We start from the raw sequence: 23,513 nt of genomic DNA on the forward strand, positions 1-23,513 counted from the left end.
CTGCCCACTTGGTGCGCAGTAACCCTTTCTCTGGTTTCAGACAGGATATCTGCACTCTATACCCAGTTTTTCAAAGTATATCCTCCACCTGTCCTCTGGTCTTTTATCAGTTACAACCATATCTACTTCTTTCATACTTCCTGCAACTGAAAAAGCTTTTTGGTCAAATTTCGTACTGTCTATAACCAGAATTTTCTTGCGTCCTGATTTCATCATAGCTCTTTTGGTTGAGCCAAATGCCTCCTGTGATTCCATAATCCCCCATTCCTGATCCAGAGCTTTGCAGGAAATGATAACCTTATCTACATAATAAGACCGGATAGATTCATCAGTTTTAGAGCCAAGGAAGGCCAGATAGCCTTCCTTCATGACTCCGCCTGTTGAAATAATATTCCATCCGGACACATCTGCCAGCTCCAGCAGGATCTCCAGGGAATTTGTGATCACAGTAAGTCTTTCTTTTCCTTTCAGTGCCTTTGCCACAAAAACTGCCGTGGTACTTGCATCCAGAAAAATATGATCTCCATCGTTTACAAGAGAAGCTGCAATTTCCGCCATTTTCTGCTTTCCCGAAACATTCTGGTTTTTACGGACATTAAAAGGTAAATCAATGCTTATATCCTCATTTATTACCGCTCCACCGTAACTTTTTATGGCAAGGCCTTCTTTTTCAAGCTTGTCCAGATCACGGCGAATGGTCTCTTCAGAGACATTATAAAGCTGGCTGAGTTCACTGACTACAACCCGCTTCTCTGCCTGTAGTTTATCGAGAATCAGTTTCCGTCTCTCCAATGCAAGCATACTCGTTGCCCCCTTTACTGAGGAATTTTCCAAACATTTAATACCGAAGATTCAATAATCAAGAGAATATTAGTAATCCCGGATTTTACAAAATACTGTCAATCATTCGTCTGTCAGGATGTGCGATCACGGAAGAATCCAGATACATTCCCTTTGCAGATACCAGCTGCTTTGCTCTCTCAATAGAAGCCTCTACAGCTGAAACCTCACCTGTAATCATCATATATGATTTTCCACACATACCTTTTGCAATACGAAGTTCGATCAGATCAACGATTGCTGTTTTCGCTGCCTGATCTGCAGCCTCAATGATAGAAGCCGCATCATAGGTTTCCAGAATTCCCAGTGCACTGATTTCATCCACCTGTGTGGTTCCATAGATAGCCGGGAAAATAGATTCATGAGGATTACCCAGTACGAAACTGTCAATACACTTATCCTCATATGTAGTAACTGCTGCATCAACAGCTGCCTTTACCGCACTTAAGTCACCGGTAATAATCGCAATATATTTACCAGGACATACGGTCTGAGCCTCGATGATCTCTACCTCAGATGTTTTTACCATAGCATCTGCTGCGGTAACGCCGGTAGCTGTAGTTTTAAATTCAATCATTCCGATTGCTTTACTCATTTTGTGCACGTCCTTTCTAATTTACTGCAATTATGATATAACGGTCTGTCACTTCTGTCACTTTTCCATTGACAGAAGCATGGATTCCTACGCTTAAGCCCTGTGCAGGCTGAGCGATCATCTGTCCTCTGGTTACCGTATCACCTGCTTTTACTATTGCCTGAGCAGGTGCTCCGATATGCTGGCTCAGAAGGATTTTTACTTTCTTAACCTGTACCAGATCTTCATGAAGAGGTGCATCCTTGTCATATTTTGTAAGACCAAGACGTGCCATAAGACGTTCTTCAGGAACTTTACGATATTCTCTTGATTCCTGAACCGGCTTTGGCTGTACGCCCTGAGGCGGTCTGATACCTGCTTTTCTAAGTCCGCCCTTCATATCAGCCAGAAGGCTTCTGGGTGCCAGACTCTGAGGACAGGAATACATCTCACATACACCGCAGGAGCTGCAGAAGGATGCATCAATATATGGATTCAGATCCCTGAAATCCTGATTTGCTGCTGCACGCATAAATTTTGCCGGGTCAATGGGATGTCCCAGATTATGTCTGGGACATAAATCAGTACATGTATTACACTGGCAGCAGATAGATGCTGCACGTTTTAAATCTATGGAAGAAGTCCGCTGCTTCTTCGCTACGATAAGATGGTCTTTTGGCAGTACCAAAATCGCATTTGTTGTCTTAGTCACCGGATCAGAACCATTTCCGATACGTCCCATCATTGGGCCGCCGACAAAATAGACCGGATCTTTTACTGTTGTATTTCCAGCCTGGGCAACAACTTCCTCCAGTGTACATCCCAGAGGAACTCTCACTGTAACCGGATCACTTACCTCAGCAACAACAGATACATATTTATCAGTTACCGGCTGCTTCTCCTCAACCGCACGATATACGTTATAAACAGTTTCTACATTGAATACGGCTACTCCCTGCTCAATAGGCAGTCCGCCCGGCCGTACCACTCGTCCTGTAGCTTCATAAATAAGTACAACTTCATCGCCCATGGGATATACCTCATCCAAAAGATGAAGTCTCATTCCCGGGAACTCCTCAATGTGCTGGTTCAGCGCATTGATTGTCTGTACATAAGATTTTTTAATTCCAATGATTGCTTCAGAAGCCCCTACCGTTTCCTGGATCATATGGAATGTTTTCATAATTTCATATGCATGTTTTTCCAATAACTGTCTGTGTAATTTCAGTAATGGTTCACACTCTGCACAGTTCATAAGAATGGTATTTGCCTTATCTGTGAGCTTCATATAGGTAGGAAATCCCGCTCCACCGGCACCTACTACACCATTCTGCTGTATAATATCCTGTAATTCTTTGATTTCCATGGCGTTACTCCAATCCCGCACCGTCATCAATGATTCCGACTATGGCCGCATCTACCGGTGCTGTTTCTACGCCGCAGCCAATTCTTGCTGCGCTACCCTGTGCCACCAATACATATTCTCCCACTCCTGCTCCGATCATATCGATCGCAACAAGCTGGCTGAGGTCACCCTTCATATGATGCACAGGCTCGATGATCATAAACTTATTTCCTATTAATTTTTCACATTTACGGGTGGAAACAACACTCCCAACCACTTTGCCTACTATCATATGAGCCTCCGAATTATTATTGTTATGTCAACTCATTCACCGATAACCGTATAGCTGTTCCTCAGCATATACGGTTATCAAATGAATGAATATATTATTTAATGATCGTTACTGTATTGCCTGTGGCAATTTTTGCTGCATTTGCTTCATCTGTGTCAATATGCATTTCCAGAGTAAAGCTGTCATCCACACGGATCTTAACCTGATTAAAGATAGTTCCTCTTTCATTATCAGCTTTCACGGATACGATATCTCCATCCTTTACACCAGCAGCCTGAGCATCCTTCGGAGACATATGAATGTGACGCATAGCCACAATACAGCCTTCCTTCAGATAAATAGCACCCTTAGGTCCTACGATAGCAATCGGAGCACTTCCGGCAATATCACCTGATTCACGAACCGGTACATTCATTCCCAGTTTGATCGCATCCGTAGCAGATACCTCAACCTGTGAAGCCTTACGTACAGGTCCAAGGATTCTCACATTCTCAATAGCACGAAGCTTCAGCCCTACAATAGTAACAGTCTCATTAGATGCAAACTGTCCGCCCATAAGTGCTTTCTTCTTTGTAAGCTGATATCCAGGTCCGAATAATGCTTCTACATGCTCCTGTGTCAAGTGAATATGTCTTGCGGAAACTCCAATAGGAACAACAAAGCCATTTCCCGTTTCTTTATTCTGGTCAATTGCCTGAAGTACCAATCTGGTAATCATTTCAATATTATTTGTTTCCAAGAATACACCTGCTTTCCGTCAGAACTGACTTTAAATTATTTTAATACAGGCAGGATTTTCTCTACATCTGTGTGTGGTCTTGGGATTACATGTGTAGCTACTAATTCGCCAAGTCTGGATGCTGCTGCACTTCCGCTCTCTACTGCAGATTTAACTGCTCCTACGTCTCCACGAACCATAACTGTTACAAGTCCGGATCCGATTTTCTCTGTTCCTACTAATGCAACATTAGCTGCTTTACACATCTGGTCAGCTGCCTCGATTGCTGCTGTAAGTCCTCTGGTTTCAACCATTCCTAATGCTTCCTGTGTCATGATTTTTTCCTCCTTATGAAATACTGTTCCACGAATTTCTTCTTTTACTGTTTCTTTTTTTATTGCCGTTTTCTTCGATGTTTCTGTAGTTTTTGCCGCCGTTCCAGCTGCTGCAGCTTTTGTTTCATTTGACGTTTCTTTCTTCACAGCAGTTTTTGCTTTTGAAGCTGTACTCCCTGTTCTTCTGGGAGCAGCAGCCTTTCCGGGAGCTTTATTCTCTGCTTCAGGTTTCTTTTCTTCAGCCATCATTCATCCCCCTGTTTCGCCTGGTTCTTCCAGCGGCTTGCACTTAATTCCACAATCTTGACAATCTCTTCATGTGGTCGGGCAATCACTGCATAACTTACCGGTTTCTTAATCGCGCCTGCCACAGCAGCCTCTACAGCTTCTGTTACGGCAGACACATCGCCTTCAATTATAATAGTAACCAGTCGTCCGCCCAGCTTACGTTCCCATGACGCCAGCTCAACGTCTGCAGTTTTACACATGATATCAAGAGCGTCAATCGCTGCTACAACACCAGTGATTTCTATAAAACCATATGATTTACTCATGAGCGAACTCCTTTTAGATCACTGCACAATGTGATATGTACAGCACTCTATAATTTATACTACCGTGACTGGTCAGATGCTTGGAAGGATTTTCTCTACATCATTGTGAGGTCTCGGAATTACATGTGTAGCTACTAATTCGCCAAGTCTGGATGCTGCTGCGCTTCCGCTTTCTACTGCTGCCTTAACAGCTCCTACATCTCCGCGAACCATAACTGTTACAAGTCCGGATCCGATTTTCTCTGTTCCTACCAGTGAAACCTCAGCTGCCTTTGTCATTGCATCAGCTGCTTCAATTGCTGCTGTAAGTCCTCTGGTTTCAACCATTCCTAATGCTTCCTGTGCCATTTTCTATTCCTCCTGAATTTCCTGAATCAACGATAACTGTTCTTGTTCTGCAGCTACGTTTTCGGTTTTCTATTGATGTCTTATCATAACTGTTCCGTATTCAGCTGAGTACTGAACAGTTACATCTTATCTTATAATTCAAGGATATGCAACTGTTATTGCTTATCCAGGGCGCTGATCTTCAGCATTTTCTCCGTTCCCTCTTCGGGATTCGGAATGATATAATGCTGTACCACACCAGTCATTCTGTTCGCAACTTCCATGCCTGCTTCCACAGCCGCTGTAACGTCCGTTACACTTCCTCTGAACTTGATGCAGACAAGGAGCGGCACCGGCAGGCTGTCAGCATTAGCTGGTTTATTCTTATCGAACACTTCCAGACGGACATTTGCTGCCTTGCATCCGGCATCGCCTGCTACAAAGGCTGTTGTAAGTCCAAATACCTCTAAAATTCCTACAGCTTCTGCCATTTCGTTTCTCCTCTATTGCCAGGCCTGTTATTTATTTACTACCGCGATCTTCAATCCTGTCATAGCCAAGTTTGTCTGAAGCGCCTCATTGATCTGCTCTAACGGGAATTTGTCAGTGATCAGTTCGGACATTGGCAGACCGATTGCATTTGCTCTCTTGAGGAAATCAAAGGTTGTAACATAATCTCTCAGAGTATATACCCAGGATCCAACCAGATTGATTTCTTTGGAGCAGAGATCAAAATGAGGATTGATCACTGCATCTCCACCATTGATAAAGAATCCAAGTTCGCAAAGACCGCCGCCATTGCGGATAAATTTATAAATATTTGCATGAGCCTTCGGGTTACCTGTACACTGGAAAGCGAAATCTGCAAGATGTCCGCCCTGTGCTTCCTTAACAGCCTCAGCCAGTGCTTCTGTTTCCTTGAAGTTCATAAAGTTAACGCTTGTTGTTGCGCCCATTCTTTTGGCAAACTCAAGACGTTTCTCATTTCCGTCTACAGCGCAGATATTTTCGATACCCATAGTACGAAGTACTGCGATACAGATCAGACCGATCGGTCCGCATCCCTGTACAACAACTCTGCTGTTGAAACGAAGGATTCCTGTTGTTTTTGCTCTCTCTACTGCATGTACAAGTACAGCACATGGCTCAATCAGGATTCGGGAATCCAAATCCAGATCACTTACATTAAAGAATGTAGTTCCAAAGCTTCCGCCTCTTAAGAAGATGTAATCTGAGAACCATCCGTTAAGATGTATATCATCATCCGGAAGAAGTCCGTATACGTCAGCACCGCCTACGTTTTTCTTGTTCAGGTCAAACATTGTGATATCAGGATCATCTTTAAAGATCATACAGGTAACAACCTTGTCACCAACCTTAACCGGTTTTCCGGCTGTATCTACTTTAACATTTTTACCCATTGCAACGATCTCACCTGTTCCCTCATGTCCGAGAGCTACAGGGATCAGATTAAACGGATCTCTCTTGAATTCATGTGCATCTGTACCGCAGACACCGCATCCCTCTACTTTAACCAGGATGTCATCATCTCCGATTGGAGGAATCGGGTATTCTTTCAGTTCAAAATGCTCTTTTTCTGTTAACACTGCTACTCTGGCTGTTTTAGGAATTGCACCGCTGTTGCTGGATGCAGCTGCTGCCGGTGCTGTTCCTGTCATGCCGGAGAGAACCTGTTTTACGATTTCTTCAATATTCACGTTATTCATATCCATGTTCTTTTCTCTCCTTTAATACACTGATTAACGAATGCATAAATTGTCTACCATTACGCAGCGTCTTCTCTTTGTAAATGTGCTTGCACTGGTAAGACCCTCGCCTGTACGGCTGGCAATTGTAAAGGTAGCATATCCTTCACCGCCAAATCCAAGTGCTGAATAAGACGGAGCATTCTTTACAAGAATTGCTGTATCAATTGCTTTTGCATATTTTGTGATATTATCGATATTCTTTGAATGAATATGCGCGGAATGGCGATTGCCATGCTCCAGCCATACTGCCTGTTCTACGGCATCATCAAAGTCTCTGGCTCTTACAACACCCAGGATTGGCATCATAAGCTCAGTTGTGATCAGCGGATGTTCCTTCGGTCCTTCAAATACAATACATCTGATATTTGCCGGCGCCTGTACACCGATCATAGAAAGAAGAGTCTTTGCATCACGGCCTACGCATTTACGGTTCAGTTTACCGCCTGCAAGAACAACTGATGTCAGCTTATCCTGCTCTTCCTTGGATGCAAGATAGCAGTCATTTTCGCTTACCAGGTAATGCATCAGTTCATCTACAATAGAAGATACTGCAACAATTTCCTTCTCAGCAATACATGGAAGGTTATTGTCAAATGTACATCCATTTACAATGTCCTGAGCTGCTTTACGGATATCTGCGGTCTCGTCAACCAGTGCCGGCGGGTTACCTGCTCCGGCTCCGATACCACGTTTACCAGAAGAAAGCACTGCAGTTACTACACCAGGGCCACCTGTTGCTACGATCAGATGAATATCCTTATGCTTCATCATAGTGTTGCTTGTTTCCAGAGTAGGTTTTTCAACTGTAACTGCGATATTGTCCGGGCCACCGTTTTCCAGAGAAGCCTCGTTCAGCAGATTGATCGCATAAATAGATGTTTTGACAGCTGCAGGATGAGGATTAAATACAACTGTATTTCCGCCTGCAAGCATACCCATAGTGTTGCACAGTACTGTCTCACTTGGATTTGTACACGGAGTAATGGCTCCGATCACACCAAAAGGTCCCATCTCAACAAGAGTCAGACCTCTGTCTCCTGTCCATGCAGTAGTTGTAATATCTTCTGTTCCAGGTGTCTTATCAGCAACAAGAATATGTTTCAGGATCTTATCTCCTACATTTCCCATTCCTGTTTCCTCAACACCCATACGTGCCAGAACTTCTGCATTATCTTTGATTTTTTTACGAATACAGGTAATAATTTTCTCTCTCTGATCCATGGACATCTTCTTAACGATCTGCTGAGATTTCTTCGCAGCCTCGATAGCATCATTCATATCTTTGAAGATTCCATGTTTACCGGTCGGAGCGTCTGCAATCTGCATCTTTGCCATTACTTCCTGTACAATTGACTGTACCATGTTCTCATTAATTGGCATGAGACTGTCCTCCTTAATCATTCAAATATTTATTTCATTCCCAGCTGTTCCATTACTCTTTTTGTGATCTCAGCAACTACCTGTGCATCGTTCTGTGCAGGAGTTTCTTCTGTACATCCACAGTCACCGCCAACAAAATCATACTGATATCCAGGGAATTTTTTGAATTCGCCGCCATCATGACATGCTCCGCCACAGTTATGGCAGTTCATACCGCTCTTGTTCTGGCAAAGGTTTGCCGGATGTTTACCAGCCATACCGAATTTACGACGGATTTCATACAGTTTCTTAATATTCTTCTCATCGAATTCCTTCGGGCCACCCAGTAATTTACTCTGATACAGAAGCTGTGCATAGAATTCTACAGATTCCATTTTCATGTAAGCTGCATTCAGGTCTGTGCTCCATGTCAATGCTCCGTGGTTTTCAAGAAGAACTGCATCAAAATATGGAAGATATTTTTCAAGATTGTCCGGAATCTCCATTGTAGAAGGTGTACCATATTCAGCGATCGGAACGCATCCAAGAGCGATAACTGCCTCTGGCATGATCGGCTGTGTAAGTGGAATACCTGCAATTGCAAAAGATGTTGCATATATAGGATGTGCATGTACAACAGATCCTACATCCGGTCTCTTCTCATATACTCTCATATGCATCTTGATCTCGGATGATGGTTTGAATCCCGGATTAGCCTGGATCACATTACCCTGGGCATCAACTTTACAGATAAACTCTGGTGTCATGAAGCCTTTGGAAACACCTGTTGGTGTGCAAAGGAATTCATTGTCATTTAATTTTACGGAGATATTTCCGTCGTTAGCTGCTACCATGTTGCGGTTGTAGATTCTTCTTCCGATGTCACAGATCTGTTTTTTGATTTCAAATTCGTTTACCATGCTCATTTTCCTCCTTAAGGCATTTGGTTCTTTGACGTTTCTTCACTGATCATAACATAATCCGCATAAAAAGTCAAGAGAATAGCGTTGTTTTGTGTTGTTTTTTACATCTTTTCTGTGTTGTTTTTGTTTGTTTTATATTTATGTGGATTCTGGATTCCACATATAATATTTATTTTTATCCTCCGATCTGGCAGTCAAGTGCGCAGACAGCATGTACTGCTTTTTTAAGGGTTTCCATATGCTCTTTTGTCGGAGGTTCGATATCTCCCATGAGATAGGGTCTTCCAAGGCCTTCATATTTATCCTGTCCTAATCTGTGGTAAGGCAGAAGATGTATCTTATCCACTCCGGGAAGAGTTGACGCAAATCTGGCAATCCCCTGAATCTCCTCTACCGTATCATTAAAAGTAGGAATTACCGGCACCCGGATCACCAGGTGAGTCTTACCTGAAACAGCAACCTTTCTGGCATTCTCCATCATCAATTCATTGGATTTCCCGGTAAAGGCTTTATGTTTTTCATGGTTTGTGTGCTTAATATCCATCAGATAGGTATCCAGATAAGGAAGGATCGCTTCTATGGTCTCCCAGGGTGCGCAGGCCATACTCTCAATTGCTGTAGTGATTCCCCGTTCCTTTGCTGCACGGAGCAGATCCCTGGCAAAATCAGGCTGGCACAGGCACTCGCCTCCCGAAAGCGTCATACCGCCCCCCGAACGATAGTAATAAGGCCTGTCCCTTTCCACCTCTTCGATCATCTCTCTGACTGTAGCGTCATAACCAATCACCTTATTTTCTCCCAGAACCTTCATATTCTGAATTCTGTATTCCTGGGATTCCGGGTTACAGCACCATTTGCATCTGAGCACACAGCCCTTCAGAAAAACAATAGTTCTTATTCCAGGTCCGTCATGGATAGAATATCGCTGGACATCAAACACCCTGCCCTTTGTATCCAAATAGTCCATGTTTTCCCCTCTCTGTTAAAATCCCTGCTCTGTACGGCGGATAATATCATCCTGCAGAGATCTGGAAAGTGTTGTAAACAGTGCACTGTAGCCAGCCACACGTACGACCAGATGTTTATACTTCTCAGGATGTTCCTGTGCATCCAGCAGAGTTTGTCTGTCAACTACATTAAACTGCATGTGCATGCCCTTCTGGTCAAAGTAGGAACGGATCAGTGCCACAAATTTCTCAAGTCCCTCCCGTCCTGAAAGAGCAGACGGATGGAATTTCTGATTAAACAAGGTTCCATTGGATACAATAAAATGATCCAGTCTTGCAACAGAAGATGCTGCTGCTGTCGGTCCCTTTACATCCTTGCCTGCTGACGGAGAAACTCCATCTGCCACAGGAGTATGTGCATATCTGCCGTCAGGAGTAGCTCCTGTCTGTCCGCCCAGCGGAACATTTGCAGATACCGGATAAAGTCCTGCCTGGAACTGTCCGCCCCTTGGATTCTTATAATTCTGAAGAGGCTTGGTATATGTATAGGCAACCTCTCTGGCAAAATAGTCAACCTCCGGAATGTCATTTCCGAATTTCGGAACCTCATCGATCATGTCGTGGATTTCTTTGAATCTGGAAAGCTTATCCGGTTCCGGCTTCATGCCGATCAGACTGTTAAGCACTGCAGCCGCTGTAGATGCATCCACATTCCGTCCTGCCGCCTTCATAGCCTTCAGGATCTCTGTTCCAATATCTCCGGCAGACTGGGCATCCAATCCTTTATCGTAGTTCCATATCAGTGCTTCTTTCAGCTCTTTCATGGAAATCTTCTTTTCATCATAAACCAGCTGGCGTACTGCAAAAAGACCATCTGCCATATTTGCGACACCAAAGCCCTGTGGTCCTGTGAAATTATAAACTGCACCGCCTTCCTGAACGGATTTGCCTTTTTTCAGGCAGTCATCCACCATACAGGAAAGGAATGGTAGCGGACATCTCTCCGCATGTGCCACATCAATGGCATTATCCGCATTTACAAGAAGTGAAATACAATATTCCATCTGTTTCTTGTAAGCATCAAAGAATTCCTCAAAGGTGTTCATCTGAGTCACATCGCCGGTAGGAATACCCACCATCTCACCCTTGTCCATACCATTGGAGAAAACAAGCTCCAGCGGACGGCACATATTGAAGAATGCAGCATCATGCCAGCCTTCTGTCTTACCTGCTTTCTGCGGTTCCACACATCCGATAATGTTATAGTCACGGGCATCTGCCAGGGAAAGTCCTCTGTTCTGCAATGCCGGAATGATCACCTCATCATTGTAATATGCCGGCAGTCCGATTCCTGTTCTGGTAAGCTCTGCAGCCTTGATCAGGAATTCATGAGGGGAACCGTTCCACACTCTTACAGAAAGGGAAGGCTGAGGCAGTCTTACATGCATGGAAGCCTGAATGCACATAATAGAAAGATCATTTGTCACATCTTCCCCTTCACTGTTCTGACCACCTGCGATCAGGTTCTGGAAAAGGCTGTAACCTGCAAATCCCTCTGCTGATGCCGCATCACGGCATTTATTCAGATCATTCAGTTTCACCCAGATACAGTCCATCAGTTCCTGTGCGTACTCTCTGGTAAGAGCACCTCTCTCCACATCCTTCTTATAATATGGATACATATACTGATCAAAACGTCCTGGAGAAATAGAGTGGCCACTGGATTCCATTTGTAACAGCTGCTGTATAAACCAGAATGACTGGCAGGCTTCATAAAAGCTGTCTGCACCCTTTCCCGGTACTCTGCTGCAGTTTGCAGCAATCTGAAGCAGTTCCTGTTTTCTGACAGGATCTGTACACTGTGACGCCATTTGCTCTGCAAGCTGTGCATAGCGATGTGCATAATCAATCACTGCCTGGCAGCTGATCAGTACAGCTTCCAGAAAATGAGATTTGCGGGCATAATCACCATCACCTACATTGCATTTTTTCAGTTCTTCCCGGGTTTTCTCCATAATACCCTCGAAACCGATTTCCAGTACCTCCCAGTATTTTACAGTAACATGTCCTACGCCATTATAGAAATAATTTCCAGGTGTAAAGATATTATGTTCGATAGCCTTAATGGCTTCCGGTGCCATATAGGAAGTAGCAAGTTCACTGGTTGTTCTTCCCTTCCAGTATTTATCTGCTTCCAGCAGATCAGCTTTAGTCTGCTCTGCAATATCAAATGGGTCAGCTGTTCTGGTAGCAACTGTGTCCAATTCAGCCTCCAGCCATTCATAGGAAAATTCCGGGAAGGTCTGACATCCTCTGGGAGCAATGGTACTGCTTCCTACAATCAATTCATTATCGCGGATGATAATCGGAATATGATGCAGAATATGTGCAAATGCTTTGGCCCTACGGGTAATGATCGGTTCGCCTTCCGTCTCCTTATAAGATTCCGTCAGAAGCTTCGCTCTGGAAGATTCAATCACCGGCATATGCTCATAAAGAGCATCTACCAGCTTCTGGATTCTCGGAGATTTGGGAATATCTGATGTTTGAAATTTTTCCATGTTTCTCCTTTCTCATGAAAGAGGAGTTTTTATCTTCGCATTGCCATTCCCGGCGCTCAGACAAATTTCTTTCACTTTTTTTCATGTACTCATGTAAAATCATTATACCTCATTCGCCTCATAAGGTCAACAAAAAACAACATATTCCAAACTGTTTCTATGTTGTTTTTTGTTTGAATTGTTTGTAAAATTTAGTTGTTTTTATTCCGAACCCCAATTGACAACCTTTCTTCTTTCTGTCATAATTGTTATATATATTTTTTCAGAATATCTCTGCAAAACAGTCATTAATTTTATTTAAAAGGGGATGATCCTTACGTATCTTGCAGATATCCATACACATTCCATTGCAAGCGGACACGGTACTTCCTGCACAATTTCCGATATGGCAAAAGAAGCCGGACGCAAAGGTATGAAGCTTCTGGGCATCACTGATCACGGTCCCGGTACTCTTGCTTCCGGCACATCTTCTTATTTCCGCGGGTTGCCATTCTGCCCCAGAAAGCGTTTTGGTGTAGAAGTACTTTATGGCGTAGAACTCAATATTCTGGACATTCAGGGACATGTAGATCTAAGTGATGAGCTGTTGTCTAATCTGGACTACGCTATCATAAGTATGCATGGCCAGAACTACAGATCCGGAACTGTCAAAGAGAATACTCTTGCATACCAGAATGCAATGAAGTATCCTGCCGTAAAGGTTCTGGGCCATTGTGATAACCCGGCTTTTCCGGTGGATTACGATGCACTGGCTTATACAGCCAGCAGAGAAAATGTAATTTTTGAAATCAACGAAGTCTCACTGACTCCCGGCGGATACCGCGGTGACACCAGGGCAAATAACGCAGAAATCCTTCGTTGCTGCCTTAAATATCAGCTTCCCATTGTTTTATCCAGCGACAGCCATGGAAAAGAGCATGTAGGAGATTTTACCTATGCAGCAGAGTTCGTTCACCAAACCGGCTTTCCCGAATCATTGATTCTGAACAATCAGATTCCCAGACTGAAGGTATTTCTTCAAACCCGTTAGTTGTTTCCAATATGTGTTCATACCATTTCTTATGCAGGTATACAAAAAAAGATCATCAACAGATATTTCTCATATAAATATCCATTGACGATCTTTTTTATTTTCACCGGTCAGCCAGCCTTACTGCTGATCTGCACGCATTTTCTTCATCAGCTCAGCCAGTTCCTGATATTTCCCGGTCACATATCCATAGTTCTTTCTCTTATGAGGAAGCTGACAGTTGGTACAGTCCTTCAGCCCACTGTCTGTATATCGAAAATTCCCACCGCATTGATCCCCCAGTGCATATAAAGGGCAATAACAAAACAAACAGTTAAAATCCTCAGGATCTGCTCCCTTATGGCAGGGAAAAAACTCACATTTTTTATGACTGAAAAAAGAATACTCTTTATCTTCCCAATATGGTTTTTCCATATCTTATTCCCTTCTTCCAAATAGGCAGACAACAGATCAATCTATGATTTTCTCCATAATAAAGAGGGAGCGATGCTACTCCGGGGTAGAAGATTAATCCGTTCATGAGTGCGCGGAGGGAACGAATATTTCCGAAGTAGTATCGCCTGCCATTTAATCATGTATAATTCATAAAGAACAGGCGCATTCCATAAAAAATGTCTGCCTTCGAAAAAGCAGACAACGCTCCGAAGCTGCGGATTCAACGGAGTTGGTTGTTACACTTTACACGGAAGTTTAACCTCGCCATACTAAGCAGGTTTCCTGGCTCCAGGCTCATCGCTCCTCTCTCCTTCTCATGCTATGGCACAATGGATCTGCGAGATTTGCTCCTCTGTTACAGTGACCGGATCGCTCAGGTTTCTCACCTGATTCCCTCTCTCTGTACTGTATAAATAACAGTATCAGCACTTAATATGTTCTATATGGAATTATACTGTCCTTATAATAGCATCACTGTTAGAGAATGTCAACTATTTGTCAAAGTTTTTCAGAAACTTTTTTATATACTTTTTAAAAATTTTTTCAAATAAAAAACCAGGCAACAACACATATGGACGTCACCCGGTCTTTCCTCATTATTTTTTATCGGATATAATCTTTTGCAGATTATACAAGTCTTCTTACTGATACAATTGTTCTGTATGCAGCGTTGTCGCTGATCTTAATGCCGTCTACAGAGTTGGATGCATGTACAATACGTCCATTTCCCATATAAATTGCCACATGGCCGCCATAACAGATCAGATCACCTGGCTGCGCATCTGCGTAAGATACTTCTGTTCCACAATTCTGCTGTTCATAAGAAGTTCTCGGAAGGCTTACTCCAAAGTTGGCATATACACTCTGTACAAATCCAGAACAGTCTGCACCACTTGTAAGACTTGTTCCTCCCCATACATATGGATTTCCCACAAACTGTGTAGCATAATCCACTACAGAAGAGCCTGAGCCTGAACCAGAAGAAGAATTGTCAGAATCAGAAGACTGTTCTTCTTCATAATCTTCCTTTGATACTGTATTGTCAGAATCAATAACATTGCCATACTCATCATATTCCACATCCTCACCGGACTGTGCATTATCAATGACATTGCCATCTTCATCATATTCTACATCGTCTGATTCCTCATAGGTATCTTCGTCTGTATCCTCATCTGTATTTTCAACCGGATTTCCATCCTCATCATACTCTACATCTTCTGAGTTTGCAGCTTCCTCTGCTGCAGCAGCTTCTTCTGCCGCCTGTCTTGCAGCTTCTTCCTCTGCCTGACGTCTGGCCTCTTCCTCTGCCGCAATACGCTCTGCTTCCAACTGCTGGATCTCTGCTGTCTGCTCTGCCAGAAGATTTGCATATTCTGTTGCCTGCTGCTGTGCATATGCGATTTCATTTTCATAATCAGCAGACTCAGATTTTTTCTGATCAATCTGGCACTGAAGAGTATAAGACTGCTCTTCATAAGAAGATTTCATCTCTTCCAGCTCTGCCTTATCAGACTCATACTGTGTTTTTAAATTATTTACTTCATCAATGGTCTTCACATATTTGTCCAGATTTTTTCTGTCCTGTTCATACATCTGCTGGGTATTCTCAGCTCGTGTAAGAAGATCACTGAGATCTTCGGAATTCAACATCATCTGGAACCATGCAGAATCACCACCCTGCTCATACAGACACTGGATACGCTTCTTCATACTCTCGTACTGCTTATCTCTGGCTTTCTGCGCTTTTGCAAGATCCTGTTTTGTTCTGATGATATCAACCTCTTTATTGCTGATATCATTTTTAAGAGTATCGATGGAAACCATAACATTAACAAGATTGGAATCCAACTCTGAAATTTCACTCTCAAGCTGTGCTTTTGCATTTGCCAGTTCATCCATGCGGGAATATGTGGCATCAAGCTGTTGGCTTGTAATCGCCTGTTCTTCTCTTAAATCATCTTCTCTGGAAGCGCTTACGCTTACGGCCTGTGATGCAGTCATAAGCAGTGCTAATGTAAGACATACAATTTTTTTCTTCATGGTCTCTCGTCCTCGTAACCTTTTATTTCTTTTTATGTAATAGTTTCGTAATATTTATTTTAAGTCTTATTCATATTAACACATCATTTCCATGAATGCAAGGCTTTTTTATAAATTATTTTAAATTTCCGTAACATTTAGTAATGTTTACGCAAAAAAGCAGCCGTCCCAACGGACAAGCTGCTTCTTTCATTTCATATTGAATTTGAATGCATCTCTCAATTTCTTAACTGAAAAGATCTGCCAGAATCTGATCTGCGGTCTTGCTCAGATATCCATCCGGATCAGAAAGTGTATTTCTGTTCCATCTGAAATAGTTTCCGTTACGGCTGTAATTACCGCTGGATGTGTGATATGCAGAACCATATTTTGCATATCCCGGATATCTGGACATATATTTCTGTGCCAGTGCAATTGCCTGACTTCCATACGTTCCATTCGGTGTAGGAGTTCCTGCGATCTGTACACCTGCATTTGGTGTAGAATGAACAATTACAAGACTCTTATCACTGCACTGTCCCAGAACAATCCATACATGGCCTTCATTATAACCAATATCACCAGGTTTGAATGTCCAGTCGGATTTTGACAGATCAGACTGTGTAAGAATGCTTCCCCAGCCTCTTGCCTTATAGGTAGATCCAACTTCACCGGAAACAACTGTATATCCGCTTCCAACTCCTGACTTCGTCTGCATCACCTGATATGCAGCCCAGCCAACAAAACCGGAACAGTCAAAACCTTTTGCTCTGTTTTCAGTACTCAGGTCTCTGTAATTATTATAATTATAATCTGCAGTCTGACTGTTATAGAAAGCAGTCATGGTAGGACTAAGTCCCTTACGGGTAGAATCATTCCATCCACCACCCCATACATAAAGGGCTTTTCCTACCGGAAGCAATGCTCCCGCAAGATAATTCTTAATCGTCTTACTTCCGTTTGATTCCGGAGTGATCAGCAAAATACCGTTGGAATCAAAAGTATATTTCTTACCGTCAATGGTAACCTGGCCTGTTGCCATTTCACCGGTCTTAGTATCAAAATAATATTTATTATAATTAATGGTCTGCCAGCCTGTCGCCATCTTACCGCTTTCTGTGCTGAAATAATAGTTCTTACCATCAATCTTCTGGAAGCCCTTTGCCATGATACCATCATCTTCTTCGAAGAATCTGGCTTCACCTTTTGTATTTTTTGCCCATCCTGTCAGCATGTAACAGGCACTTGTAAAATATCTGGTGTTCTTTTTGCTGTCTGTCAGAAACTCTTTACATGCAGCAACTCCACTCTTACTGTAGAAATAATATTTCTTTCCCTTCAGTGTCAGCCACTTGGTCTGCATAAATCCAGTAGACTCATCGAAGTATCTCTTTTGTCCCTTGGAGTCTGTCAGCCAACCGGTCATCATGATTCCGGCGCCTTTGCTGAAATAGCGCTTTCTTCCCTTGCTGTCTGTGGCCCAGCCCTTTACCTGTACGCCTGTGCTTGCATTAAAATAGTACTTCTTGCCGTCCAGCTCCAGCCAGCCTTTCTGTTTAGAACCATCCTTATTTATGTAGTATGATTTACCGTTAATCGTTACAAATCCAGTCTCTGTGTCGGCCTTAACCCGCGTAGCTGAAAAAAATACAGATACACATACAGCAAAAAACAGCAGGAACAGAAACGCCCCCCAGGTTCTGAACTTCTTGTTTACGTTTTGCATACATACCTTCCTTTTCTTTTTATTACATTTCATTATGTTTCATTTTCATGTTCAGAAATGTAAAGTCTTTACAATGTTGTTACGTTTGTATGACCCTATTATATTACACCTTCAACATACAGTCAACATTGAAGTAAAAATATGTTAAATTTTCACTAAATCACCACAGGTTTTTCCAGCAAAAAAGAGACAAAGCTAACAAAAAAGCCCTGTCTCTTTTCGATTTTACAGCAGATGTTTTCTCAATTCAGCCCCATCGGCAGAACTTAAATATGCAGGAGCCACGTCAAATACTGTCTTGGCACCTGTCTGACCTTCTTTGTTCATACGGTATGCTGCCCTCGCATAAGCAACCAGTACAGAAGAAGTAAACTCCGGATTTGAATCCAGTTTCAGGCTGTATTCAATCACATGATTGTTCTCATTATTCCATCCTGTTTTTCCGGAGCGGATCACAAAACCACCATGGGGGATTCCACTGTGATCACGCTTCAGCTCTTCTTCAGAAATGAAATGTACAGTTGTGTCGTAATCTGAGAAATAATTCGGCATAGTCTTAATATCGTTCTCGATCTGTGCCAGATCTGCACCTTCCTCTGCAACTACGAAGCATTCTCTTGTATGTTTCTGTCTTGTTGTAAGATCTGGATTCTCTCCGTTTCTTACCGCTTCCAGTGCTGCTTCAACAGGAATTGTGTACTGTTTTGCATCTTTTACACCTTTGATACGGCGTACTGCATCTGAATGTCCCTGGCTTACACCCTTGCCCCAGAATGTGTAATCCTTTCCGTTTGTAAGAATTGCATTTGCGTAGAGACGGTTCAGTGAAAACATTCCCGGATCCCAGCCTACTGAAATAATACCGATATGACCGCTTTCTTTTGCTGCCGCATCTACTGCTTCAAAATGTTCCGGAATTCTTGCATGTGTATCAAAGCTGTCAATTACGTTAAACATCTTTGCATATTCCGGCGTCTGTTTCGGAAGATCTGTTGCACTTCCACCGCAGATAATAAGAACATCTATCTTATCTTTCATTTTTTCAGCATCACTGACAGAATATACTGTTGCTGTCTCTGTAAGAATCTTAACGGTTTCCGGAGCACGACGTGTAAACACAGCCACAAGCTCCAGATCCGGATTATGTTTGATTGCGCACTCTACACCACGGCCAAGATTGCCGTAGCCCAAAATACCAATACGAATACTCATTATGATTTCCTCCTGTAACCTTTCTTCTATTATCGCAGCTATTTTTCGTCATCACGGCTGCGCATTATCACTTTACTATAGTAATATTTTCCATTTTGATTGTCAATCCATTAATGGAAGTTTTATAATTCCGTGTGCAGTTTGTGAACAGTAACCAATTTGTTACAAAAATCAACAACAAAATACACCTCCACCTGGACAGCAGAGACTGCAGGCCAGATTTGCCAGACAAAGCTTCATGCAGTAATCATCACCGCCGGTCGGCATGCCCCCAAAAGGATTCTGCATTTCCCGGTACCAGCTGCCGCCCCCTTCCATTCGCTGAAGAAGCATCTGATACTGCATATTATCCGGTTCCAGACGGACTGCCTCCCTGATATCGCTGAGAGCGTTCACATTATTTCCAAGCCCCATATTTGCCATTGATGAAAGGTAATACCACTGGCCATTACGCTGAGAAAGAGACTGCAGCACATTCATAGCCTCTCGGAAGTGACTGCTCTGAATATAATTTGCTGCCGCCTGCCTGCGAACACTTTCCTCATCCTGATAAGCATTGCCAGAATTTCCGGAATAAGCGCCAAAGCCTCCAAATCCACTATAAGAGTCTCCATAACTGCTTCCCTGTTCCCTTTCCCGCATGATCTGTTCATAGGCCTGCTGGACCTGTTTAAACTTCTCCTCAGCCTGTTCCCTGTTGGGATTATTAATATTTGCATCCGGATGATATTTGCGGCTCATCCGACGGTATGCTTTTTTTATCTCATCATCTGACGCGTCCCGGGACACTCCCAGCACACTGTACGGATCAATCATGTTTTTTCTCCCCTGCTTCCCTTCGTTTCCTGGCAATCGTCTCAAAACGACACCACACACCGGAATAAAGAATATTCCTCAAAATATCTGTATACTTTATAATAGGAAGCTTTTCAAATTCTCTGCAGGTCTGAGCCATCATCATGATCAAAAGCTGCCGTACCTGCTCATCGAACCCTTTCATTATATATTTTTCTGCAAAAGGGTTGTAATTTCCATTTTTTACATCTTTTTCCACATCATCATAGGCATCCAGAATATAAATGAATTTTCCAAGATAAAATCCCATTCTGCGCAGAGAGTCTTCCCACACATCCTTTTTCCAGGCAAAAATCTCCTCCATGATCTGGCCAAAACAGCCTGACATTTTGTCAATATCTGTTTCTCCTGCCTTTTCCATCTGAGATAATTTTTCAAGTAATTTTCTGATTTTCTCTGCTTTCTCCGGATACCGGCTGCTCAGCCGATTATTTTTCCTCTGCAGAATTTTCCCATATCCCAATGCAGCAAACTTTTTCTCATCTTCCCAGTCATCCATACATTTATAATATGTGAGAAGGACATTCATATCTGCTCCATATTCTGTGGCTGCATTTTTCCGGACCGGCTGTCTGCATACAGGATGGATCACACATCTGGTTGTTCCCTTTTGAGTCGGTGGTTCATAAAGTGCGCTGAGAAGTACAACCACAAAAGTCATATCATAAGTCAGGGTAATCTGCCCGGATATCCCATATTTTTCTCTCAGCTCTCTGCAGAGACCGCAGTAAAAGGATCGATACAGATCAAAATCCTTAAACCTGATCTCCGGTTTATTCATTACCACATAGCCAAACATTTTATTTCCTCTTGATAAACTTACTGTGACACTTCGGACATTCAATTTCTATCTTCTGACCATTTCCTCTGGGAATGCGGATCTTTTGTCCGCAGCCCGGGCAGGTGTAAATATGATGGGTTTTTCTCTGCTCCATCATACGCTTTTCTTTCATGAAACGGCCACGGATATTCTGGGTCATTGCCAGATATTTCTGATTTTCAGCATAACGCTTCTGAATATTTCTGGACAGAATTCTGACATAAGTATATATGATCAGTACAAAGCCTAACAGATCCAAGACTCCGCCTGCCATATTTCTTCTGCAGAAAGATCCGATCACAACTATAAAAAGCGCCACACCCAGGGTAAATCTTGATAACTGGTCTACACCATAACGTCCCTGCATAAATTTATTCAGTTTGTCTCTCATCCTTACCTCTTTTCAAGTCTCTCTGAAATCCCTTAAGGATTTTTGCCTGTTCAGCAGCAAAAGCACACCTTATTCTCTCACAAGAACCTTCTGAATTTCAGCAATATACATTGTATGGTAATCCTTCTGTGGATACCATTTTGTATCATTCTCTGTCTCATCAAAGCATTCCGGCTTAATAGTATCATGATACATTTTTTTACATACCATAATCATATCCGCCTCCTGAATGCCAGCTGTTCCATCTACAAAATAAGGAGTCAGTCCTGCCTCTGTGATCTTATCAATTCCCTTTCCGGAAACAGTTCCGCAGTAATTCAGTGCCTTACGATAATCCTCTCCCAGCACAGAAATCGTAAAGGTTTCCTCCCTGTCTACAAATTCCTTTGTATATCTCTGAGGGCGGATATAAACAGTTACTGCATTTTTTCCCCACATAACGCCCATGGCACCCCAACTGGCTGTCATTGTGTTGCATTTTTCCTCATTTCCTGCTGTGATCAGCAGCCATTCCTTACCAATCTTGGTAAACGGATTCATTGTCAGTTCCTCTGGTTTCACTTCTCTAAAGCTCATTTATTTTTCCTCTCTTTCATCTGTCATTACAAACCTGGAAGATATAAAATTTCAAATAATAGGATTCATCTGCAGACCACAGGATGGGATGATCCGGTGCCTGAGTTCTGTACTCCACCTGGCGCAGTCTCTTATGTACATTTTTTGCTGCCTGTCCGATGGTTCTGGTAAATAATTCATAATCCATAAAATGGGAGCAGGAGCAGGTTGCCAGAAAGCCTCCATCCTTCACCAGCTTCATAGCCCGAAGATTAATCTCCCTGTATCCCTTTACTGCATTTTTTATAGAATTTCTGGATTTGGTAAAGGCCGGCGGATCCAGGATCACTACATCAAACTTCTCACCCTTCTCCTCCAGCTCCGGAAGAAGCTCAAATACATCCTCACAGATAAATTTTACTCTGTCTGATAATCCATTTAACGCTGCATTTGCAGTAGCCTGATCTACAGCCAGCTGGGAAGCATCCACACCTGTCACACTGGCAGCGCCTGCAATTCCCGCATTCAATGCAAAGGAACCGGTATGGGTAAAGCAATCCAGCACTTTTGCGCCCTTACACAGCTTCTGGATGGCAAGTCTGTTATATTTCTGATCCAGGAAAAATCCTGTTTTCTGACCGTCTTTTACATCTACTTCATATTTGACGCCGTTTTCTTCAATCTGTACCAGGGTAGAAAATTCCGGTCCGATAAAGCCCTTGACCAGTTCCATTCCTTCCTGTCTGCGGACCTTCACATCACTTCGCTCATAAACTCCACGGATTATGATACCGTCCTCAGCCAGTACTTTTTTCAAAAGTTCAACAATCTGTTCCTTATAACGGTCAATTCCCAGAGCCAGGGACTGAACCACCAGCACATCCGAAAACTTATCCACTACAATTCCCGGCAGAAAATCTGCTTCTGCAAAAATAAGTCTGCAGCTTCCTGTATCCACTACCTTCTTACGGTATTCCCATGCATCCCTCACACGTTTTTCAAGAAATTCCTCATCAATCTCCTGCCTCTCATCTCTGGTAAAAAGACGCACCGCAATTTTGGAATTTGTATTGATAAATCCCTTTCCCATGGGATATCCATCGAAATCATGAACCAGCACTGTATCTCCATTTACAAAGCTGCCCATAATTGTATCTATCTCATTATCAAAAATCCACATACCTCCGGATTTCAGAAGTCTGCCTTCACCCTTTTTCAGGGTTACCACTGCAAAACCCATATTTTATCCTCCTGTTGCTCATAAACAATCCGTAATAAACTCTTTCTTCTTTCACTTTTACGATTCATTCTAACACAGAACTTTATTTTTTTCTACCCATTGTTTGTTCGCGTCCAAAATGTAAAAAGCAGCCAGTGAAATTTCCATTCCACTGACTGCCCTTATTTATCTTCTGCGCTCCTTCAAAAGAATACAGCGTTCCAGTCCACCGTAGCATCTGGCAATCTTTTTTACCTGATAGCCATGACTCTCCATATTATATCTGCTGAATCTGTTCTCCGGATGAACGGTACACATCAGATATACAAATCTGTCCGGATCCAACAGGTTTTCTGCAGCTTCCAGCATCCTGCCCTGAAGTCCATTTCCCCGGAAAGCAGTGTCCACTGCTGCCGAATCCATCACCGCCACCTGAGACAGCTGTCTGTCGTCAAATCCCAGGTAGGTTCCCAGATTATCATCCTTATCCGGATACTTGATAATAAAAAAGCCTGCAATCTCTCCATCTGAAGCTTCTGCCACTACACTAAAGCCCTTCTGCTCCAAATGTGCTCTTACATAAGCCTCATCATCTGCCACAAACCATTCCGGATGGATGTGGCATTTCCCGGCCTGCTCCATGATCCGCATAATCCCCCGGACATCTGCAGGCTCTGCTTTTCTGATCTGAAACCCCATAAGTC

25 protein-coding genes and 1 riboswitch are annotated in these 23,513 nt (G+C 42.9%); of the genes, 1 reads left to right on the forward strand and 24 read right to left on the reverse strand.

Annotated features, from left to right (window positions below; translation table 11 throughout):
• Positions 1 to 36: 36 nt before the first annotated feature.
• From ACTNDS_RS06690 to ACTNDS_RS06755, 14 genes are all read right to left on the reverse strand, one after another.
• Positions 37 to 801, reverse strand: coding sequence for a DeoR/GlpR family DNA-binding transcription regulator (locus ACTNDS_RS06690; RefSeq protein WP_019162705.1), 765 nt, complete (start codon positions 799 to 801; stop codon positions 37 to 39).
• An 85-nt stretch (positions 802 to 886) separates the two neighbouring features.
• Positions 887 to 1,435 carry a BMC domain-containing protein gene (locus ACTNDS_RS06695; protein ID WP_173742199.1) on the reverse strand — a complete coding sequence of 183 codons (549 nt, stop codon included), beginning with the start codon at positions 1,433 to 1,435 and terminating at the stop codon, positions 887 to 889.
• 16 nt (positions 1,436 to 1,451) lie between these two features.
• Complete coding sequence (locus ACTNDS_RS06700) at positions 1,452 to 2,780, reverse strand: 4Fe-4S dicluster domain-containing protein (protein WP_019162707.1); 1,329 nt, start codon at positions 2,778 to 2,780, stop codon at positions 1,452 to 1,454.
• Between the two features lie 4 nt (positions 2,781 to 2,784).
• On the reverse strand, positions 2,785 to 3,051 hold the full coding sequence (locus tag ACTNDS_RS06705) for a EutN/CcmL family microcompartment protein (protein ID WP_019162708.1): 267 nt from the start codon (positions 3,049 to 3,051) through the stop codon (positions 2,785 to 2,787).
• Positions 3,052 to 3,145: 94 nt separating this feature from the next.
• Positions 3,146 to 3,769: a phosphate propanoyltransferase gene (locus ACTNDS_RS06710; RefSeq protein WP_330699333.1), complete on the reverse strand. Its 624-nt coding sequence runs from the start codon at positions 3,767 to 3,769 to the stop codon at positions 3,146 to 3,148.
• Between the two features lie 56 nt (positions 3,770 to 3,825).
• A complete protein-coding gene (locus ACTNDS_RS06715) occupies positions 3,826 to 4,104 on the reverse strand; it encodes a BMC domain-containing protein (protein ID WP_005427721.1) in 279 nt (92 codons plus the stop codon).
• A 245-nt stretch (positions 4,105 to 4,349) separates the two neighbouring features.
• Positions 4,350 to 4,658, reverse strand: coding sequence for a BMC domain-containing protein (locus tag ACTNDS_RS06720; RefSeq protein WP_019162711.1), 309 nt, complete (start codon positions 4,656 to 4,658; stop codon positions 4,350 to 4,352).
• Positions 4,659 to 4,730: 72 nt separating this feature from the next.
• Complete coding sequence (locus tag ACTNDS_RS06725; RefSeq protein ID WP_019162712.1) at positions 4,731 to 5,006, reverse strand: BMC domain-containing protein; 276 nt, start codon at positions 5,004 to 5,006, stop codon at positions 4,731 to 4,733.
• A 155-nt stretch (positions 5,007 to 5,161) separates the two neighbouring features.
• Positions 5,162 to 5,476 (reverse strand): BMC domain-containing protein, encoded by a 315-nt coding sequence (locus tag ACTNDS_RS06730; RefSeq protein WP_019162713.1) that lies wholly within the window; start codon positions 5,474 to 5,476, stop codon positions 5,162 to 5,164.
• A 27-nt stretch (positions 5,477 to 5,503) separates the two neighbouring features.
• Positions 5,504 to 6,718 carry a zinc-binding dehydrogenase gene (locus tag ACTNDS_RS06735; protein WP_019162714.1) on the reverse strand — a complete coding sequence of 405 codons (1,215 nt, stop codon included), beginning with the start codon at positions 6,716 to 6,718 and terminating at the stop codon, positions 5,504 to 5,506.
• A 27-nt stretch (positions 6,719 to 6,745) separates the two neighbouring features.
• Positions 6,746 to 8,134, reverse strand: coding sequence for an aldehyde dehydrogenase family protein (locus ACTNDS_RS06740; RefSeq protein ID WP_019162715.1), 1,389 nt, complete (start codon positions 8,132 to 8,134; stop codon positions 6,746 to 6,748).
• 29 nt (positions 8,135 to 8,163) lie between these two features.
• Positions 8,164 to 9,033, reverse strand: coding sequence for a class II aldolase/adducin family protein (locus tag ACTNDS_RS06745; protein WP_441034601.1), 870 nt, complete (start codon positions 9,031 to 9,033; stop codon positions 8,164 to 8,166).
• Positions 9,034 to 9,211: 178 nt separating this feature from the next.
• The gene (locus ACTNDS_RS06750; protein WP_441034603.1) at positions 9,212 to 10,003 is read right to left on the reverse strand and encodes a glycyl-radical enzyme activating protein; all 792 of its coding nucleotides are present in this window, start codon (positions 10,001 to 10,003) and stop codon (positions 9,212 to 9,214) included.
• A 15-nt stretch (positions 10,004 to 10,018) separates the two neighbouring features.
• Positions 10,019 to 12,544: a glycyl radical protein gene (locus ACTNDS_RS06755; protein ID WP_441034605.1), complete on the reverse strand. Its 2,526-nt coding sequence runs from the start codon at positions 12,542 to 12,544 to the stop codon at positions 10,019 to 10,021.
• A gap of 307 nt (positions 12,545 to 12,851) precedes the next feature.
• On the opposite strand from ACTNDS_RS06755, the gene ACTNDS_RS06760 reads away from it, so the two are divergent.
• On the forward strand, positions 12,852 to 13,574 hold the full coding sequence (locus tag ACTNDS_RS06760; RefSeq protein ID WP_173742204.1) for a phosphatase: 723 nt from the start codon (positions 12,852 to 12,854) through the stop codon (positions 13,572 to 13,574).
• Positions 13,575 to 13,694: 120 nt separating this feature from the next.
• Here ACTNDS_RS06760 and ACTNDS_RS06765 read toward each other — a convergent pair whose 3' ends face one another.
• The 10 genes from ACTNDS_RS06765 to ACTNDS_RS06810 all read right to left on the reverse strand — a co-directional run bounded on the left by ACTNDS_RS06765 (position 13,695) and on the right by ACTNDS_RS06810 (position 23,508).
• Complete coding sequence (locus tag ACTNDS_RS06765) at positions 13,695 to 13,988, reverse strand: cysteine-rich small domain-containing protein (protein WP_186994693.1); 294 nt, start codon at positions 13,986 to 13,988, stop codon at positions 13,695 to 13,697.
• A 276-nt stretch (positions 13,989 to 14,264) separates the two neighbouring features.
• Positions 14,265 to 14,457, reverse strand: a riboswitch (cobalamin riboswitch).
• Positions 14,458 to 14,636: 179 nt separating this feature from the next.
• Positions 14,637 to 16,052, reverse strand: coding sequence for an NlpC/P60 family protein (locus ACTNDS_RS06770; protein WP_433845435.1), 1,416 nt, complete (start codon positions 16,050 to 16,052; stop codon positions 14,637 to 14,639).
• 226 nt (positions 16,053 to 16,278) lie between these two features.
• Positions 16,279 to 17,757 carry an N-acetylmuramoyl-L-alanine amidase family protein gene (locus ACTNDS_RS06775; protein ID WP_441034608.1) on the reverse strand — a complete coding sequence of 493 codons (1,479 nt, stop codon included), beginning with the start codon at positions 17,755 to 17,757 and terminating at the stop codon, positions 16,279 to 16,281.
• Positions 17,758 to 17,982: 225 nt separating this feature from the next.
• On the reverse strand, positions 17,983 to 18,969 hold the full coding sequence (locus ACTNDS_RS06780; RefSeq protein ID WP_441034610.1) for a diaminopimelate dehydrogenase: 987 nt from the start codon (positions 18,967 to 18,969) through the stop codon (positions 17,983 to 17,985).
• 171 nt (positions 18,970 to 19,140) lie between these two features.
• Entirely contained in the window at positions 19,141 to 19,785 is a 645-nt protein-coding gene (locus ACTNDS_RS06785; protein ID WP_441034612.1) for a DnaJ domain-containing protein, read from the reverse strand.
• Positions 19,778 to 20,623, reverse strand: a complete 846-nt coding sequence (locus ACTNDS_RS06790; RefSeq protein ID WP_441034614.1) for a DUF5685 family protein — start codon at positions 20,621 to 20,623, stop codon at positions 19,778 to 19,780. The genes ACTNDS_RS06785 and ACTNDS_RS06790 overlap by 8 nt, the downstream gene beginning before the upstream one ends.
• A 1-nt stretch (position 20,624) precedes the next feature.
• Positions 20,625 to 21,035 (reverse strand): hypothetical protein, encoded by a 411-nt coding sequence (locus tag ACTNDS_RS06795; RefSeq protein ID WP_173742211.1) that lies wholly within the window; start codon positions 21,033 to 21,035, stop codon positions 20,625 to 20,627.
• 69 nt (positions 21,036 to 21,104) lie between these two features.
• A complete protein-coding gene (locus tag ACTNDS_RS06800; RefSeq protein WP_173742212.1) occupies positions 21,105 to 21,611 on the reverse strand; it encodes a flavin reductase family protein in 507 nt (168 codons plus the stop codon).
• A 16-nt stretch (positions 21,612 to 21,627) separates the two neighbouring features.
• Complete coding sequence (locus tag ACTNDS_RS06805; RefSeq protein WP_441034616.1) at positions 21,628 to 22,830, reverse strand: class I SAM-dependent rRNA methyltransferase; 1,203 nt, start codon at positions 22,828 to 22,830, stop codon at positions 21,628 to 21,630.
• A 165-nt stretch (positions 22,831 to 22,995) separates the two neighbouring features.
• Positions 22,996 to 23,508, reverse strand: a complete 513-nt coding sequence (locus tag ACTNDS_RS06810; protein WP_441034618.1) for an N-acetyltransferase family protein — start codon at positions 23,506 to 23,508, stop codon at positions 22,996 to 22,998.
• Positions 23,509 to 23,513: the final 5 nt, after the last annotated feature.

This window comes from Blautia sp. HCP3S3_C12 (assembly GCF_052064155.1).
In the GTDB taxonomy this organism is placed as follows: Bacteria; Bacillota; Clostridia; order Lachnospirales; family Lachnospiraceae; genus Blautia_A.

Excerpts from the sequence above, each read along its gene's own strand:
- ACTNDS_RS06720 (WP_019162711.1), bottom strand. The coding sequence starts at position 4,658 with ATGAGTAAATCATATGGTTTTATAGAAATCACTGGTGTTGTAGCAGCG.
- ACTNDS_RS06755 (WP_441034605.1), bottom strand. The coding sequence starts at position 12,544 with ATGGAAAAATTTCAAACATCAGATATTCCCAAATCTCCGAGAATCCAG.
- ACTNDS_RS06795 (WP_173742211.1), bottom strand. The coding sequence starts at position 21,035 with ATGAGAGACAAACTGAATAAATTTATGCAGGGACGTTATGGTGTAGAC.
- ACTNDS_RS06735 (WP_019162714.1), bottom strand. The coding sequence starts at position 6,718 with ATGGATATGAATAACGTGAATATTGAAGAAATCGTAAAACAGGTTCTC.
- ACTNDS_RS06695 (WP_173742199.1), bottom strand. The coding sequence starts at position 1,435 with ATGAGTAAAGCAATCGGAATGATTGAATTTAAAACTACAGCTACCGGC.
- ACTNDS_RS06805 (WP_441034616.1), bottom strand. The coding sequence starts at position 22,830 with ATGGGTTTTGCAGTGGTAACCCTGAAAAAGGGTGAAGGCAGACTTCTG.
- ACTNDS_RS06770 (WP_433845435.1), bottom strand. The coding sequence starts at position 16,052 with ATGAAGAAAAAAATTGTATGTCTTACATTAGCACTGCTTATGACTGCA.
- ACTNDS_RS06750 (WP_441034603.1), bottom strand. The coding sequence starts at position 10,003 with ATGGACTATTTGGATACAAAGGGCAGGGTGTTTGATGTCCAGCGATAT.
- ACTNDS_RS06785 (WP_441034612.1), bottom strand. The coding sequence starts at position 19,785 with ATGATTGATCCGTACAGTGTGCTGGGAGTGTCCCGGGACGCGTCAGAT.
- ACTNDS_RS06800 (WP_173742212.1), bottom strand. The coding sequence starts at position 21,611 with ATGAGCTTTAGAGAAGTGAAACCAGAGGAACTGACAATGAATCCGTTT.
- ACTNDS_RS06715 (WP_005427721.1), bottom strand. The coding sequence starts at position 4,104 with ATGACACAGGAAGCATTAGGAATGGTTGAAACCAGAGGACTTACAGCA.
- ACTNDS_RS06775 (WP_441034608.1), bottom strand. The coding sequence starts at position 17,757 with ATGCAAAACGTAAACAAGAAGTTCAGAACCTGGGGGGCGTTTCTGTTC.
- ACTNDS_RS06700 (WP_019162707.1), bottom strand. The coding sequence starts at position 2,780 with ATGGAAATCAAAGAATTACAGGATATTATACAGCAGAATGGTGTAGTA.
- ACTNDS_RS06765 (WP_186994693.1), bottom strand. The coding sequence starts at position 13,988 with ATGGAAAAACCATATTGGGAAGATAAAGAGTATTCTTTTTTCAGTCAT.
- ACTNDS_RS06690 (WP_019162705.1), bottom strand. The coding sequence starts at position 801 with ATGCTTGCATTGGAGAGACGGAAACTGATTCTCGATAAACTACAGGCA.
- ACTNDS_RS06780 (WP_441034610.1), bottom strand. The coding sequence starts at position 18,969 with ATGAGTATTCGTATTGGTATTTTGGGCTACGGCAATCTTGGCCGTGGT.
- ACTNDS_RS06740 (WP_019162715.1), bottom strand. The coding sequence starts at position 8,134 with ATGCCAATTAATGAGAACATGGTACAGTCAATTGTACAGGAAGTAATG.
- ACTNDS_RS06810 (WP_441034618.1), bottom strand. The coding sequence starts at position 23,508 with ATGGGGTTTCAGATCAGAAAAGCAGAGCCTGCAGATGTCCGGGGGATT.
- ACTNDS_RS06725 (WP_019162712.1), bottom strand. The coding sequence starts at position 5,006 with ATGGCACAGGAAGCATTAGGAATGGTTGAAACCAGAGGACTTACAGCA.
- ACTNDS_RS06745 (WP_441034601.1), bottom strand. The coding sequence starts at position 9,033 with ATGGTAAACGAATTTGAAATCAAAAAACAGATCTGTGACATCGGAAGA.
- ACTNDS_RS06760 (WP_173742204.1), top strand. The coding sequence starts at position 12,852 with ATGATCCTTACGTATCTTGCAGATATCCATACACATTCCATTGCAAGC.
- ACTNDS_RS06730 (WP_019162713.1), bottom strand. The coding sequence starts at position 5,476 with ATGGCAGAAGCTGTAGGAATTTTAGAGGTATTTGGACTTACAACAGCC.
- ACTNDS_RS06705 (WP_019162708.1), bottom strand. The coding sequence starts at position 3,051 with ATGATAGTAGGCAAAGTGGTTGGGAGTGTTGTTTCCACCCGTAAATGT.
- ACTNDS_RS06790 (WP_441034614.1), bottom strand. The coding sequence starts at position 20,623 with ATGTTTGGCTATGTGGTAATGAATAAACCGGAGATCAGGTTTAAGGAT.
- ACTNDS_RS06710 (WP_330699333.1), bottom strand. The coding sequence starts at position 3,769 with ATGATTACCAGATTGGTACTTCAGGCAATTGACCAGAATAAAGAAACG.